A 15,788-nucleotide genomic window follows, 5' to 3' on the forward strand; every position below is an offset into this window, starting at 1 on the left:
ACGAGCAGATCAGCCTCTAAAATTAAAACATATGATATACTAGAGAGGAAATCTCAAAAGAGAAGAGAGGCTTTTTATGTCATTTCAAATCGGGGAACTTTTTAATTTGGACTATTGGCAGCAAATGTTTTCCGGTGACTTGTTCTCTCTGAATTTTTTGGTGAACATACTTGATATTCTGGTTGTCTGGTATCTTGTATACAAACTGATCCAACTGCTGCGAGGCACAAAAGCGATTCAGCTTCTGAAAGGTGTAGCTATTTTTATTGTTATCCGAATCGTAGCAGAAATCATTGGTCTGCACACCTTGTCTTGGCTGATGAACCAAGTCATCACGTACGGGGTGATAGCTGCTATCGTGATTTTTCAGCCGGAAATCCGGAGAGGACTGGAACATCTTGGACGCAGTTCGCTTTTCAAACAATCAAAAAGCGAACAGCAGGAAGATGAGAAGATGATCTTGTCTTTTGACAAAGCCATCCAATATATGTCCAAGCGAAAAATCGGTGCGCTGATCACTATCGAACGTCATACTGGATTAGATGAGTATATTGAGACAGGGATTGCTTTAGATGCAGATATCACTGGGGAGCTGCTGATCAATATCTTTATTCCTAATACACCGCTGCATGATGGTGCAGTTATTGTAAAAGAAGGAAAGATCGCAGTAGCAAGTGCCTATCTTCCTCTATCAGAAAGTATGTTGATCCCTAAAGAATTCGGGACTCGACACCGGGCAGCTGTCGGTATAAGCGAAGTCAGCGACGCGATCACCATCGTTGTCTCTGAAGAAACCGGGGACGTCAGCATCACGTTAGATAATGAACTGATGGCTGGCTTATCCCAGCAAGAATATTTGGCAATCTTGCGTAGAGAATTAATTGCTGAAGAGAAAACAAAAAATAAGAAAAACGTGATTCAATCTTTCCTAGACGGTATGACTAAGGGAGGGGATCGCAAATGATCTCAAAAGAGAAACGGACAAGCATTCTTTACAGTTTTATTGCATTGCTGTTCAGTATTGCACTGTACTTCAATGCAAATGGACAGTCCGTTCAAAACACGCTTTCTGGAAATGAAGCGTATAATCAAACAGTCACTGGTGTGCCAATCAAAATTTCTTATGATTCGCAACGCTATTATATCCATGGATATGAAAACACAGTGACGGTCAAACTTTCCAGTGCAAACCGAGTCCAGTTGAATGCAGAAGCAAACGAAGATACACGGATGTTTCGCATCACTGCAGATATCACTAAGCTTGGCGAAGGAACACATGAAGTTCCGCTGAAAATTCAGAACTTGAGCAGTGCTGTCACAGCAAAGATGGAACCATCAACTATTACAGTAACGGTTGAGAAAAAGGTGACAAAAGATTTCGATGTGGAAACATTGATTCCTTCAACGATCACACCATCTGGATATGAGCTGGATGATACTTCCGTTAGTCCTAAAAAAGTCTCTATCACTACAGGTGATAAAACGTTGGCCGAAATCAAACGAGTAGTAGCTGATGTAGATGCTTCGATGGTCACGGATGATGGAATCAATAGTGAAGTGCCGATACAAGCGCTGAACGCAGCAGGAGAAATATTAAGTATCATTTCCGATCCAGTGCAAGTAACTGTGAAAGCTGATGCAATCAAACCAAGCAAAACGGTACGACTTTATGGGACGCAACAAGGAACACCAGCTGCTGGGGTTAAAAGCTATGATTTCAGTTTTTCAGACCTGGAAGCAGAAGTAAGCGGATCTAGCGATTTGCTTGCGTCAATCGGCGACAGTATCGTTGTACCAATCAATGTCTCAGGAATCAGTCATCGAACAACTCGTAAAATCGAAATACCAGTAGAAGAAGGACTAAGTATCAAACCTAAATCAGTCAGTGTGGAGATTACACCCGTAATGCAAACGTCAAGCAGCAGCTCCGCTTCGACGAGCAGTCGGACACAAGAAGATACAAATATAAGTACAAGCACCACATCTGCTGATTCAGTAACGGTACCTTCAACAACAACGTCCATCTCTTCTAGTTCGGAATCTGCAACAAGCAGTTCATCCACGAGTACAGAAGAAACGTCGCAAACAAGCGAATCAACACAAATGAGCAGAACAAATTCCTCGGAAAATTAAGTTAAAGGAGTAATTTTACAACTATGGGTAAATATTTTGGAACAGACGGCGTCCGCGGTGAAGCCAACAAGGAACTTACGCCAGAACTTGCATTTAAGCTGGGACGATGCGGAGGTTATGTCCTAAGCCAGCATGAAGAAGAAGGAAAACGCCCACGCGTACTAGTGGGGCGGGATACAAGAATCTCAGGTCAAATGTTAGAAGAAGCGCTGATTTCAGGACTTTTATCGGTGGGTATCGAAGTGTTCCAACTAGGTGTGATTTCTACGCCAGGTGTTGCTTATCTGACACGGTTACAAAAAGCAAGTGCAGGAGTGATGATCTCTGCTTCTCACAATCCAGCGCAGGATAATGGAATCAAATTTTTTGGTGCAGACGGTTTTAAATTAGTAGATGATCAAGAACTAGAAATCGAAGCATTGTTGGATGCAGAAGTAGATGAATTGCCTCGTCCATCAGCTGACGGTTTGGGAACTGTAGAAGAATTTCCAGAAGGTTTATTGAAATATTCTCAATTCCTTGTTCAAACGATCAATGGCGATCTTTCCGGTTTGACGATTTGTGTCGATGCAGCAAACGGAGCAACTTCAACAAGTGTCAATCGTTTGTTCGCTGATCTTGAAACAGATTTCTATACAATGGGCACAAATCCAGATGGTTTAAACATCAATGATGGGGTAGGTTCTACGCATCCAGAACGTTTAGCTGAGATGGTCGTTGAAAAAGGAGCGGACGCTGGTCTAGCTTTCGATGGCGATGGCGATCGCATCATCGCGGTAGATGAACTTGGGAATATCGTCGATGGTGATAAAATCATGTTTATCTGTGCTAAATACTTAGCAGAAAAAAATCGCTTGAAAAAAGACACCATCGTTACAACTGTGATGAGCAACTTAGGCTTCCACAAAGCGGTAGAAGGAATCGGTCTGAAAGATGTCGTTACACAAGTCGGTGATCGTTATGTTGTAGAAGAAATGCGCAAAAACGATTATAATTTTGGTGGCGAGCAGTCTGGACACATGATTTTCTTAGATTTCAACACAACTGGTGATGGGATGCTTTCAGGAATTCAGTTGTTGAATATTATGAAACAGACGGGTAAAAAATTATCTGAGCTTGCAGCAGAGGTAACGATTTATCCGCAAAAATTAGTGAATATCCGTGTAAGTGATAAAAATGGTGCGATGGATGTTCCAGCAATTAAAAAAGTGATCGAAGAAGCAGAAGCTGAAATGGGGTCAGAAGGTAGAATCCTAGTTCGCCCTTCCGGCACAGAACCATTACTTCGTGTGATGGCAGAAGCGCCTACCGATGAGAAAGTCAATTACTATGTCGATAAAATCGCAGCAGTAGTCAAAGAAGAAATCGGTCTAGATTAAGAACCTAAGGTAGAAGAGAAAAAGCAAAGACTAGTGACGGTTATTCGTCGCTGGTCTTTGCTTTTTCTTTTATTTAAAAACATATTGTGTAAGAAATATTATACCAATGTAAGAGATGAAAAAACTCAACATCACTAGTAAAATAGCACGTTTGCGTGCTTTATCTGCTTTTAATCCTATTTTTTTGTGGATATGATCAAGAATAATATAACTAGGAATTTGAGCCAATAGATAGACGTAATAATAGTTTTGCCCGTCCGCAATAAGGAAGTACAAAACAAGAGAAGCAACTATACTATCAAAAAAGAGAATAGACCAGCGTAAGAGCGTTAATTTTGTTACCATCGAAAATCATAGGTAGAACTCCAGCGTGCTTCAGTCAAGGTTATTCTACCAGTCCCTCTATTGCCGTTAGCATCTTCATAACTATCATTTTTGTAAACATCAGGCTTGATAGTGGTAGTATCTAATTCAGAAGCAAGGGAGACGATTGCAGTAGAAGTCAGGACGAGTGAGGAAACAACAATTGTAGTGACAAAAATAATAAGCATTTTTCTTATCATAGGCCAACCTCCATTTTGTTTTTGTTATAATATAAGTATAATAGTTTCTTTGTTACCCTTATATTTTATAATCATCTAATTGTTTTTGGTAGATTTGTTGCATAAGCTCACAAAAATTTTGGAGGGAGAAAAAATTGAGGTTTGGCGAAATGTATCGATTTATAAGGAAAGGGAAAGGAATGACTCAAAAAGAAGTTTGTAATGATTTTTTAGATAGGACAACTCTTTCGCGGATTGAAAAAAATGAGACGGAGCCAAGGTTTGAAAATACTTGTTATTTATTAGAGAGGATAGATGTATCTTTAGATGAATTTAGATATTTGGCAAATATAGAGAATAGAGATAATAGAGATAATCGTACAAGGCTTATTGAGGATTTTTATTCTATTATTTCAAATACAGAAAGTGCACAGATAAGAAAGTTGTATAGACGATGTTTAGAATTTACATCTACTTGTTCAGATAAAAAAATAGAAGAAATCCTGTTGATTTTACGCTTGTATTTATCTGCTGATCCTATAGACTTTGATAAAACAGAATTCAAAGGGTTGGTGACTCCGATTTGGCAGCGGCTTTCAAAAATAGAGGTGTGGACATTAAGAGATATTCAAATATTTGCGATCATTTCATTTCATCTAGAAATCAGCACGTTAGAAATAATGTATCCGATTCTATTAGCTACGCTTGATAGATATAATCGATTGGATGTTGTCGATACAGTAAGGCTGACACTTTTGATGAATATCTCTCAAATATATATACAAAAAAATCTTGTAGAAGATGGCCGATACATGTTGAATCTAGCAAAAGATATGGCGAAACGAGCAAAACGAGCTGATTTTCTAGGCATGATCTTCGTAAGATTGGGGTACTGCCAAAACGATACAAAATTAATGCAAAAAGGGTTTGATTTACTTGAAGTAGTTGAAGAAACGGAATTAAAAGCCAAATTATTAAAGGAACTCCAATATTATAGACAGAGAAAGTGAACGATTTATTTAAACGAGGTTTTAAAAAGTAAACGGGAAATGAAATAAAGTAAAAATACCGAACACTAAAAATCAAATTTTTTGGTGTTCGGTACATACTATGCTTTTATTTTTTTACAAAAGAGTGCAAAAATCAAATGATTTCCCGTACAGAAACGTTACTCAACTGTCACTGATTTCGCCAGATTGCGTGGCTTGTCAACGTCAAACCCTCGTAACAGTGTGGCGTAATAGGCAAGTAATTGAGTCGGCACGACTGTAGCAAGAGTAGACAGATAAGGGTGGACTGCTGGCAGTACTAGTTGGTCATTTTCCTTTTCTAATCCTTCTGAGACGATAACTAATGTTTTAGCACCACGGCTTTCGACTTCTTTCAGATTACCTCGAGTATGCGCGCCAGTCACTTCTTCACTGATGATTCCGATCACGGGTGTTCCTTCTTCAATCAAAGCAATTGTTCCGTGTTTCAATTCACCAGCAGCAAAACCTTCAGCCTGGATATAACTGATTTCTTTCAATTTCAAAGCGGCTTCAAGAGAAACGTTGTAGTCTGCCCCGCGTCCGATATAAAAAGCATTTCTTGTGTCACTGAGGTATTCTGCAGCTAGCTCCTCTAAATAATCTTTCTGGGCAATGACCGATTCCATCGCATTTGCGACTAAACTCAATTCATGAGTGATATCGAACGAAAGAGAAGTTTCTAATTCTTTTTTGTCACCGATAGCTTTGGCTAATAAAGTCAGTACTGCTATTTGTGCAGTATAAGCTTTCGTTGATGCTACTGCAATCTCAGGTCCGGCATGCAACAATAGGGTGAAGGATGCTTCTCGCGAAAGAGTAGAGCCAGCAACATTTGTAATCGTAAGTGAAGGATAGTCAAGACGGTTGATTTTTACCAGCACTTGCCGACTGTCCGCTGTTTCGCCACTTTGACTCAAGAAAATAAAGAATGGTTTTTGTGAAAGAAGAGGTGTGTTATAGCCGAATTCACTGGCTAAATGAACCTCGACAGGAATCTGTGTCAATTCTTCCAAAGTCTGTTTACCAGCTAATCCCGCATGGTAACTAGTTCCGCAAGCAACGATGTAGATTCGATCGCTGTCAGATAATGTATCGATCAGTTTTGGATCAAGAGGGACCCGATTGTCTTCTGTTACGTATTTTTGAGCAATACGGCGCATGATAATAGGCTGTTCGTCGATTTCTTTCAGCATATAAAAAGGATAGGTGCCTTTCTCGATATCTGAAGCATCTACTTGCGCTTCAAATGAAGAACGTTCCATAATGTCGCCCGCAAAATTTTGGATAATAATTTTGTCTGATGTAACGGTAACCATCTCTTCATCTTCGACCTCGACGAATTTCTTCGTATGAGCAAGCATAGCCATTGCATCGCTAGCAATTACATTGAATCCATCACCAAGTCCTACTAACAATGGGCTTTTGTTTTTCGCTACATAAATCACATCAGGTGTTGTACGATCAATCAAAGCGAAAGCATAAGAACCTTTGATGACGCGCAAAGCTTTTAAAAATGCCTCTTTTGCCGTCATATCCTTCGCAAAAGTTTCAATCAGATGAGCGATAATCTCAGTATCTGTCTCACCGATAAAGTGATCATCTGTTAAATAAGCATTTTTAAGTTCTTCGAAGTTTTCGATCACGCCATTATGGACAAGCACGAAACGCCCGCTTTGTGAAGTATGTGGATGGGCATTTTCCTTAGATGGTTGTCCGTGGGTTGCCCAACGTGTATGGCCGATGCCTATATTTCCTGTAGTATCAGAAGTTATTCTATCTTTTAAATTTTGGATTCTGCCTTGTGCTTTGACTAAATGATCTGTCGTGCCATCTGAGACAAAGATGCCAGCTGAATCATAACCGCGGTATTCCAATTTTTCTAGCCCGCCAATCAATCCTGGTGTTACATTTTTTAATCCAATCATTCCAACAATTCCGCACATAAAAAACATCCTACTTTCTATAATGAATTCGTATGAATGCTTCCAGCTGCAGGAAAATCCTTTTGTTTTATCTTTGCAGATACTTTTTGTGGATCTTCTGTAGAGTGCAGTCCCTAGGGTCATCCGCCGAATCTTTCGATAAACCCTCTCCTCGTCATCTGTTTACACAGACCAGGCGCTATCCTAAAAGGTATAACTATCCTCCTTTTTTGTTTTTTATCTGGAAACATTTAAAATCATACCCTTTTGCGAATGTTTTTGTCAACAAAAAAAGAATAAAAATAAATTGGTATATATCGAATTGCCTTTTGGGTGTGCGTTTTGTATCAAAAAATAATCGGTTTTTGTCTATCATCTTTTTCAGGAGTTCGGTACAATGGAAAGTAATAGGATGAAGGAGGAGAAAAATGGATTCAAAAATTGAAATCATGACACTTGGAATGTTAAAAAAACAATTGTCCGAATTTGAAGCATCAGCTGGTGTATCAGATGATACAAAAATATTTTTAGATACTGGTTGGGATAGCATCCAGGAAATCGCACCTGATGCCTTGGAAGTTGTCCAAGCGCGAGAGTTTACGGTAGAAGATGAATGGACAAAAGAATCATTTTCCGGATATGCGCGTGAAGAAAAAGCAGAGCGGTTCGACGCTTCCGAGCAGTCAGAAACTGTAATCGTCATAAAAAACTTGTATTAGAAAGGAGAAAGAATGAATAAAAAACGTTGGGCAGCAGTTCTGATTGCTGCGGGATTATTTGTGGTTTCGTTAGTTTCGGCGAGTTTGACTAACCCTCAGGAAAACAATCAAGTCGAAGGGTTGAACAGTTGGTTATACGGGGATGAAGAGTTAGTACCAAATGTGTTGGAAGAGGGAGACAGTACGCAAAAAATCGTAAAACTGACAGTAGATGGAACGATTGCTGCAGGAGGATCTTCTGGCTTATTTGCTTCTGAAGGTTATAACCATGAAAATTTCATGGAACAACTGAAAGCTGTGGAAGAAGATCCAACAGTTAAAGGAATCTTTTTAGAAGTAAACTCTCCTGGTGGTGGTGTCTATGAAAGTGCGGAAATCGCTAAGAAATTAGATACGATCCGTAAAGAACATGATATCCCGATGTATGTCAGTATGAAAAACATGGCAGCTAGCGGTGGTTACTATATTTCTGCTCAAGCAGATAAAATCTTTGCAACCGAAGAAACAGTGACCGGTTCAATTGGTGTGATCATGTCAGGATTGAATTATTCAGGGCTTTTAGAAAAACTGGGTGTGGAAGACACAACAGTGAAAAGTGGCGCGTTGAAAGATATGGGATCAGGAACACGCCCAGAGACAAAAGAAGAGGAAGCAGTGCTTCAAGCGTATATTGATAGTGCGTATCAACGATTTGTAAGAATCGTTAGCGAGGGACGGAATAAATCTGAAGAAGCAGTCAAAAAAATAGCAGATGGAAGGATTTATGATGGTGTCCAAGCAAAAGAAGTAGGTTTAGTTGATGAATTGGGATTCCCTGAAGACGCCTTACAAGCTATGCGAAAGGAACAAAAGCTTGAAGATGCTGAATTAGTAGAATATTCCTCCCCATCATCTGGATTTGCCAGCACATGGTTAGGAAGCAAACTGGCAGAGTTCCAAGGATTGAAATCTTCTGAAACTAGTCAGATCTTATCAATACTTGAGAATCTCGGAACTGCAGAATCACCAAAAGCAATGTATTATTACGGAGGTGAGTAAGCATGACGGAACTTCCAAACGAAAATAAGGAACAAGGAAGAGAGAGGCAACAGCAGCCTGCTGTGGGACCTGATCCAAGCTTTTCCCAAAAAGTGCTGAGCTCTTTTGAAAGAGAACCGATGACATCAGAAGAAATCAAAAAGAAACAACGGAAATGGAAAAAGTATACTGACACAAAAAATGAACCACCAAAAGCAAATGATTTTCCTCATTATTTCTATGCAGGCTTTTTGATCCGAATGTTTGCCTTCTTGATCGATCTTTTGTGTATCGGAGCTATTACACGTTTAACACTTGGTATTGCCAAAAATCTAGGTTGGCTGAATTTTTCAGATTCGTATTTGAGTCTCTATGGATTCACGGCATTACTCATTTATTTAGCGTATTTTGTTTTATTGACGAAACTCAATCATGGCCAAACGATTGGGAAAATGATCTTCGGTATTCGAGTCATCAGCTTTGATGAAGAAGAACTTAGCTGGTCAACTGTTTTAGTTAGAGAAGGTGCTTGCCGGTTCATTTTAAAGTTTCCTTTGCTGATGTTAGGGTATCTTCCAGCAATCTTTAATCAGAAAAAGCAGCATCTGGGAGATTTTTTCACTAATACAAGTGTCGTTACGATTAATCTGATCAAAGCATTCAACCAAGAAGTTAACAGCTGATGATCCATAAAAAACAGTAGTTTGAAGCATCTTATAAAAGTCAGATCAAAAATCTAGCTTTTAGAGGATGCTTCGATTATTTTTAATTGTCATGCTTTTTTTGTTTTGCTACTATTGAACATGAGCTGAACATAAGCAAGAGGAGGACACTGCGTGAAGCCGATTGATTTTCCAGAAAAATATGAGAATTTAATGCGAGTGGCCCAACAAGCACTAGCAAACCAGCAATATCAGCAGGCAAAAGAACTATTTCAACGTGCTTACGAGTTGAAAGAAAGCTTTGAGGCTAATAGCCTGCTTGTTTTTTGTCTTTATGAGTTAGACGAGAAAAAAGAAGCGTTGAAACAAGCACTCTTACATGAAAAACAGTATCTTCAAAACGAGGAGTTTGCTGAATTTTATTTTGACTTGTTAATCAGTGCACAAGATTTTTTATATGCTAGAAAATTGATAGCAAGTACAGATTTTTATGAATCTTTTGAGCAGCGTATCATTGAAAAAATCCAATTTGCAGAAGAGTTATCCGGCCAAATGGAGAGGCAAAAAGTCAAGGCGCTCCATAAAAAATCGGAGGAACTTCCTTCATTGGAACCAGCACGTCAGCTGTCGTCTATTGAGGAGATCGAACAGCTTCCTTACCATGAGTTTATCCAAACAGCGAGTAAACTGATTGTATTACCAGAGGTCCATATTTTAGCGAGGGCAAAATTGCTGGAGATGCTTAGGCAATTGAATGAATGCAACCCTGTTTTCTATTTGACGATTGAAGAAAAACTAGTCAAAGTTATACCCAAAGATTTGCCTAAGCCACAGCAACAGTCAAGTTATCAACAATTGTGTGTGTTATCAGACCATTATGGGAATGAAGATGCGCTACTTAGTTCGGTGCTGAAAGAAGAATTTACGTTGCAATCTGCAATCGTTTATCCTGTCTATGATACATACATTGAAGACCCGAGGCGTTGGTTTCAACTGACTGTAGAGGCATGTACAGGAAAAACGATGTATGATGGTACGGAAGATGAAAAACAAAATTTTTTTAAAAAACGAGAGAAAATTTTGGAGCAAATGATCTTCTTCCATTAGATTTTATCAGTGAAAAAGATAAAAATGTTATGAAAAACAATGATTCTACCCATTCAATATGTTTACAATTTGAAAGGGTTAGTGTACTATTTAAAGGTATGCATGAAACGTTTTTGATGTATAAAATGAATTTCTAAACTCGGAGGGAATTAAATGACTGCAACATTTGAAAAAAAAGGCACGAATGATGGTGTTTTAAAATTTACGATTGCGCAAGACGAAATCCAAAAAGGATTAACAACTGCGTTTAATAAAGTGAAAAAAAGCTTGAACGTACCTGGATTCCGTAAAGGAAAAGTTTCTCGTCAAGTATTCAACCGTATGTACGGTGAAGAAGCTTTATATGAAGATGCATTGAATGCTGTATTACCAGAAGCTTATGAAGCTGCTGTCAAAGAAGCTGGTATCGATCCTGTTTCTCAACCAAAAATCGATGTTGAAAGCATGGAAAAAGGTCAAGACTGGGTAATCACTGCTGAAGTAACAGTGAAACCAGAAGTAAAATTAGGACAATATAAAGATCTAGTTGTTGAAAAACAAGATCGTGAAGTAACAGATGCTGACGTGGATGCACGTATCAAACGTGAACAAGAAGCACAAGCTGAATTAGTTATCAAAGAAGATGCTGCAGCTGAAAATGGCGATACAGTAGTAATCGACTTCGAAGGCTTTGTAGATGGCGAAGCGTTTGATGGCGGAAAAGGCGAAAATTACTCACTTGAATTAGGTTCAGGTTCATTCATTCCAGGATTTGAAGATCAATTAGTTGGTCATAAATCAGGTGAAAGTCTAGATGTAAATGTAACTTTCCCAGAAGATTATCAAGCAGAAGATCTTGCTGGAAAAGAAGCAGTCTTCAAAGTGACAATCCATGAAGTAAAAGCAAAAGAAGTGCCTGAATTAGATGACGAATTCGCAAAAGATGTGGATGACGAAGTATCAACATTAGACGAATTGAAAGAAAAATATCGCAAAGAATTAGTAGAAACTAAAGAAAAAGCAGCAGACGATGCAAAAGATGAAGCAGCAATCCGTATGGCTGTTGAAAACGCAGAAATCGTTGAATTGCCACACGTGATGGTTCATGATGAAGTACATCGTTCAATGGACGAATTCTTGAACAACATGCAACGTCAAGGTATCTCTCCTGAAATGTACTATCAATTAACTGGTTCTACAGAAGAAGACTTGCATAAACAATTCGAAGGTGAAGCAGAAATGCGCACAAGAACAAATCTTGTGATCGAAGCAATTGCAGCTGCTGAAAATCTTCAAGCAACAGAAGAAGAAATCAATGCAGAAATCCAAGAATTATCAGAAACATACAACATGCCAATCGAACAAATCAAACGCGTGTTGACAGAAGATATGCTGGAACATGATGTGACAATGAAAAAAGCAATCGAATTGATCACGGGTACAGCGACAGAAGCAAAAGAATAGAAATTAAGTAATACAGGTCATGAAATAAGGGACTGTGACATGTTTGTTGTCACAGTCCCTTATTTTTTGTTAAGTGTGAAAATATACAAAGATATAGGTCAATCGATCCTTTGTTAAACACTTTTTCTTTTTACTAAACTATGTTATGATAATAAAAGACTGTAAAGTCTCTGATAGTTTCTTGCATACTTTTTGCAAGTTAAGGGGTGAAGACCATGTATGACAATCCAAGTAGCAATGAGACCGTACGCTGTTCTTTTTGTGGGAAAACCCAAGAAGAAGTGAAAAAAATCGTAGCTGGTCCAGGGGTCTACATCTGTAATGAATGTATCGACCTATGTAAAGAAATCATTGATGAAGAATTTTATGAAGAAGCTGTACGCGAATTCACTGAAGTCCCTAAACCACTAGAAATTCTTGAAGTATTGAATAACTACGTGATTGGACAAGATCGCGCAAAACGCTCGTTAGCTGTTGCTGTATACAATCACTACAAACGTGTCAATCAGCAAGCACAAGAGAACACAGATGATGTTGAACTACAAAAAAGCAATATCTGCTTGATCGGACCTACAGGGTCAGGGAAAACATTTTTGGCACAAACATTAGCAAAAACGTTGAATGTACCTTTTGCAATTGCAGATGCGACAAGTTTGACAGAAGCTGGTTATGTGGGTGAAGATGTAGAAAACATTTTACTTAAATTGCTCCAGTCTGCTGATTACAATGTGGAACGTGCAGAAAAAGGGATCATCTATATTGATGAGATCGATAAAATCGCGCGTAAAAGCGAAAATGTATCCATCACTCGTGATGTTTCCGGTGAGGGTGTCCAACAAGCCTTGCTGAAGATTCTAGAAGGAACTGTTGCAAGTGTTCCGCCTCAGGGAGGACGTAAACATCCACATCAAGAATTTATCCAGATCGATACGACGAATATCTTGTTCATCGTAGGTGGGGCGTTTGATGGTATCGAAACAATCGTGAAAAACCGTATGGGCGAAAAAACGATTGGATTTGGTACACAAAACCAAAAACTTTCTGAAGACGAAAGCGTCATGCAACATATCATCCCTGAAGATTTGCTGAAATTCGGATTGATTCCTGAGTTTATCGGACGATTACCTGTTATGGCAGCTTTAGAGAAATTGACAACAGATGATCTGGTGCGGATCTTGACTGAGCCAAAAAATGCGTTAGTCAAACAATATCAAAAGCTTCTTTCTCTAGATGATACTGAACTTGAATTCGAACCTGAAGCGTTGAGAGCTATTGCGAAAAAAGCAATCGAACGCAACACTGGTGCTCGAGGTCTTCGTTCTATCATCGAAGAAATCATGATGGATGTGATGTTTGATATCCCTTCAAATGAAAACATCGAAAAAGTGATTATTACCAAGGAAGCAGCTGAATTGTCTGGTGAGCCAACAGTGATCTATAAAGATTCAGAGAAAAAAGCGGGTTGATGAGAAGAGGCTGCCGTAAAAGTCATTTTGGCTTTTACGACAGCCGCTTGCTTTATTCATCACCTTTTTAAGGAGAGAGACCATGAAAGTCCATCAAGCTGAAATCATCATAAGTGCAGTGGCACCAAAACAATATCCAGAGACACAATTGCCGGAAATAGCTCTGGCAGGGAGATCAAATGTAGGGAAATCTTCTTTTATCAACACATTGATTGATCGAAAGAATTTAGCGCGTACTTCCGGTAAGCCTGGAAAGACCCAGACCTTGAACTTTTATTTGATTGAGAATGCGTTGCATTTTGTCGATGTTCCAGGATACGGGTATGCAAAAGTATCCAAAACTGAACGAGCAAAATGGGGAAAGATGATCGAGACATATTTAACGACCAGAGAACAACTACGTGCGGTCGTTTCTTTAGTAGATCTACGCCATAAGCCTTCTCAAGAAGATATCCAGATGTATCAATTTTTGAAGTATTATGATATCCCTGTGATCGTTGTTGCTACTAAGGCAGATAAGATTCCTCGCGGTAAATGGAACAAGCATGAAAGCGAGATCAAAAAAGCATTGGATTTTGATCATAATGACACATTTATTCTTTTTTCTTCCGTTACAAAACAAGGAAAAGAAGAAGCATGGGCAGCAATCGAACAAGCAATCGAATCATAAAAAGAATAAAAAAGACTTACCAGTCAAACTCTTCCATAAAAGTTTGGCTGGTAAGTCTTTTTTTACAGAACTTATCTTACTTTTGTTTCTTGTCTTTTTTCTTTTCTTTTTGTGGTTGCGGTTTTAGAAACCGGTCGATTTCTTCTTTTGGCGCAACTGTTTTTTCCGGATCGACAGCAAATGATTCGAAAAGTTTATCTAAATTGTCTGTACGTTCAAATTTCAATCCCATCGCGAACACCTCTTTGTTCCTTTTTTACTTAGTTTACCATGTAATACCTAAAATTGGTTTCCAAGACAAAAAGTTTTAGTTTTTCTTTATCATTCGTTATAATTAAATTATAAAGAGATTTGAAAGAGGTGAGAAAATGATTGGTGAAGATAAATTATTAATGACTATCCAGCTCACAGACTTAGATGATGAAGAAAAAAAACAGGAAATAAGCGATTGGGCTGTTTTGACACGTCTGTTGATCCAGCCAACATTTATCCGCTCTTTCACTCAACAAGCAGACCCGTATAATCTTAGGAAACTTCAAGAAAAAATAATGCTCGCATCGGTAAGAGACGAAAGCTGGTTAGTTGTAGGGAATGACGAGAACGAGTGTAGTTTTCGTTTGGAAGGCAATCAATTGTTGATAAAAAGTGTATTGTCTATCTCTGTTTTCAAAGAAAACCAGTTTTTGATTCGAGATTTCATTCAGAAAAAAATGATTGCCCATGGTGTGTTTGCTTATATGAGAGCGTATAGCGAGTTTATCTATCACAATACAAAAGAGATCACCCAGCGGCTGCTGTTTGAGACGATGGATGAAATCGAGCGTTTACCTAAAATGAAACAGAAAAATGGCGACGTAGTAGTGGATTGCAATCAATTTCCAGGCTACGATCTTTTTTATCAAGGCTTATGTTTTACCTCATGCTGGGAAATGTATTACAGTCACTATTACCATCAGATTATCCCAAAACCGATTTTTCTCGATACACAACAAGTAGAAAAAGTGAAAGAATTAGATAATGAAGTCATATATATCCAGCTTTATCGAGACCCATTCAATTGGCAAAAAACAAACAATCAGCTATTCCAATCCTATTTTAGAGACCAGCTTGGGTTTGACCACCTTGCTTGGGATAACGGCGTGGGATTGTTGAAACCACCATTTGTTGAATACAATTATACTGATCATACGATTCAATCTGTCCAGTATCAAAATGCGCAAATGCAACCTGTTCCCAAAAAAAATGCCTCGTTCTTTGTAACGAAAAGTTATGATATTCAAGGAGGAAATTATAAAGAAAGACGTGTCCGCGGAACACTGAATGCTCAGGCGTATTTTCCTTGGGTTGACGAGAATCGCGCGCGAATGATGTGCTATAAGATCATCGATCCGACTGTTGCTTTGGACAATGGAATCGAAGCGTATTGTTATTACATCAGGGAATATCTAGAAGTAGAGGTAACAGATGAGAAATATCAAGATTATCTTTTATCATTAAGAATCTATGTTCCTTCTGAAGCACTTCCGGATTTACCGTTAAAGGAAATCAAACACAGACTCTCTGATATTGCCTTCAAACGAATAAAGAAAAAACGGCGTAGTGTCCAATTTGATGTCAAGAAAGGCGAGAAGCATCTGCGTGTGCAGTTTTTAGATTATCGCGAATTAGAACAATTGATTACTTTACAAAAAATATGA

The 15,788-nt window shown here is 38.6% G+C and carries 15 protein-coding genes; 12 read left to right on the forward strand and 3 right to left on the reverse strand.

Annotation, left to right across the window (positions count from 1 at the left end; genetic code table 11):
• Positions 1–76 precede the first annotated feature (76 nt).
• The 3 genes from cdaA to glmM are packed head-to-tail and all read left to right on the forward strand — an operon-like array spanning position 77 to position 3,512.
• Positions 77–964 carry a diadenylate cyclase CdaA gene (gene cdaA, locus OZZ83_RS00300; protein ID WP_002287821.1) on the forward strand — a complete coding sequence of 296 codons (888 nt, stop codon included), beginning with the start codon at positions 77–79 and terminating at the stop codon, positions 962–964.
• Positions 961–2,133, forward strand: coding sequence for a CdaR family protein (locus OZZ83_RS00305; RefSeq protein WP_002309005.1), 1,173 nt, complete (start codon positions 961–963; stop codon positions 2,131–2,133). The genes cdaA and OZZ83_RS00305 overlap by 4 nt, the downstream gene beginning before the upstream one ends.
• A gap of 23 nt (positions 2,134–2,156) precedes the next feature.
• A complete protein-coding gene (gene glmM / locus OZZ83_RS00310; protein ID WP_002292085.1) occupies positions 2,157–3,512 on the forward strand; it encodes a phosphoglucosamine mutase in 1,356 nt (451 codons plus the stop codon).
• 338 nt (positions 3,513–3,850) lie between these two features.
• Here the strand turns inward: glmM and OZZ83_RS00315 are convergent, their stop codons facing one another.
• Positions 3,851–4,075, reverse strand: a complete 225-nt coding sequence (locus tag OZZ83_RS00315) for a hypothetical protein (RefSeq protein ID WP_002306487.1) — start codon at positions 4,073–4,075, stop codon at positions 3,851–3,853.
• Between the two features lie 134 nt (positions 4,076–4,209).
• On the opposite strand from OZZ83_RS00315, the gene OZZ83_RS00320 reads away from it, so the two are divergent.
• Positions 4,210–5,064 (forward strand): helix-turn-helix domain-containing protein, encoded by an 855-nt coding sequence (locus OZZ83_RS00320; protein ID WP_002309010.1) that lies wholly within the window; start codon positions 4,210–4,212, stop codon positions 5,062–5,064.
• A gap of 158 nt (positions 5,065–5,222) precedes the next feature.
• On the opposite strand, the gene glmS is transcribed toward OZZ83_RS00320, so the two are convergent.
• Positions 5,223–7,028: a glutamine--fructose-6-phosphate transaminase (isomerizing) gene (gene glmS, locus OZZ83_RS00325; protein ID WP_325065993.1), complete on the reverse strand. Its 1,806-nt coding sequence runs from the start codon at positions 7,026–7,028 to the stop codon at positions 5,223–5,225.
• 407 nt (positions 7,029–7,435) lie between these two features.
• On the opposite strand from glmS, the gene OZZ83_RS00330 reads away from it, so the two are divergent.
• The 7 genes from OZZ83_RS00330 to yihA all read left to right on the forward strand — a co-directional run bounded on the left by OZZ83_RS00330 (position 7,436) and on the right by yihA (position 14,091).
• Entirely contained in the window at positions 7,436–7,726 is a 291-nt protein-coding gene (locus OZZ83_RS00330) for a hypothetical protein (protein ID WP_002297551.1), read from the forward strand.
• 12 nt (positions 7,727–7,738) lie between these two features.
• Entirely contained in the window at positions 7,739–8,764 is a 1,026-nt protein-coding gene (gene sppA / locus OZZ83_RS00335) for a signal peptide peptidase SppA (RefSeq protein WP_002309012.1), read from the forward strand.
• A 2-nt stretch (positions 8,765–8,766) separates the two neighbouring features.
• Positions 8,767–9,426 (forward strand): RDD family protein, encoded by a 660-nt coding sequence (locus tag OZZ83_RS00340; RefSeq protein WP_002292072.1) that lies wholly within the window; start codon positions 8,767–8,769, stop codon positions 9,424–9,426.
• A gap of 153 nt (positions 9,427–9,579) precedes the next feature.
• Complete coding sequence (locus tag OZZ83_RS00345) at positions 9,580–10,512, forward strand: hypothetical protein (RefSeq protein WP_002309014.1); 933 nt, start codon at positions 9,580–9,582, stop codon at positions 10,510–10,512.
• 153 nt (positions 10,513–10,665) lie between these two features.
• Positions 10,666–11,955, forward strand: a complete 1,290-nt coding sequence (tig, locus tag OZZ83_RS00350) for a trigger factor (RefSeq protein ID WP_002292069.1) — start codon at positions 10,666–10,668, stop codon at positions 11,953–11,955.
• Positions 11,956–12,170: 215 nt separating this feature from the next.
• On the forward strand, positions 12,171–13,421 hold the full coding sequence (gene clpX, locus OZZ83_RS00355) for an ATP-dependent Clp protease ATP-binding subunit ClpX (protein ID WP_002292068.1): 1,251 nt from the start codon (positions 12,171–12,173) through the stop codon (positions 13,419–13,421).
• Positions 13,422–13,503: 82 nt separating this feature from the next.
• Entirely contained in the window at positions 13,504–14,091 is a 588-nt protein-coding gene (gene yihA / locus OZZ83_RS00360; RefSeq protein WP_002292067.1) for a ribosome biogenesis GTP-binding protein YihA/YsxC, read from the forward strand.
• A 76-nt stretch (positions 14,092–14,167) separates the two neighbouring features.
• On the opposite strand, the gene OZZ83_RS00365 is transcribed toward yihA, so the two are convergent.
• Positions 14,168–14,323: an SPJ_0845 family protein gene (locus OZZ83_RS00365; RefSeq protein ID WP_002292066.1), complete on the reverse strand. Its 156-nt coding sequence runs from the start codon at positions 14,321–14,323 to the stop codon at positions 14,168–14,170.
• A gap of 136 nt (positions 14,324–14,459) precedes the next feature.
• Here OZZ83_RS00365 and OZZ83_RS00370 point away from each other — a divergent pair, with 136 nt between their 5' ends.
• Positions 14,460–15,788, forward strand: coding sequence for a hypothetical protein (locus OZZ83_RS00370; RefSeq protein ID WP_278023313.1), 1,329 nt, complete (start codon positions 14,460–14,462; stop codon positions 15,786–15,788).

Source organism: Enterococcus sp. E5-162, from assembly GCF_035725965.1.
GTDB lineage: Bacteria > Bacillota > Bacilli > Lactobacillales > Enterococcaceae > Enterococcus_B > Enterococcus_B lactis.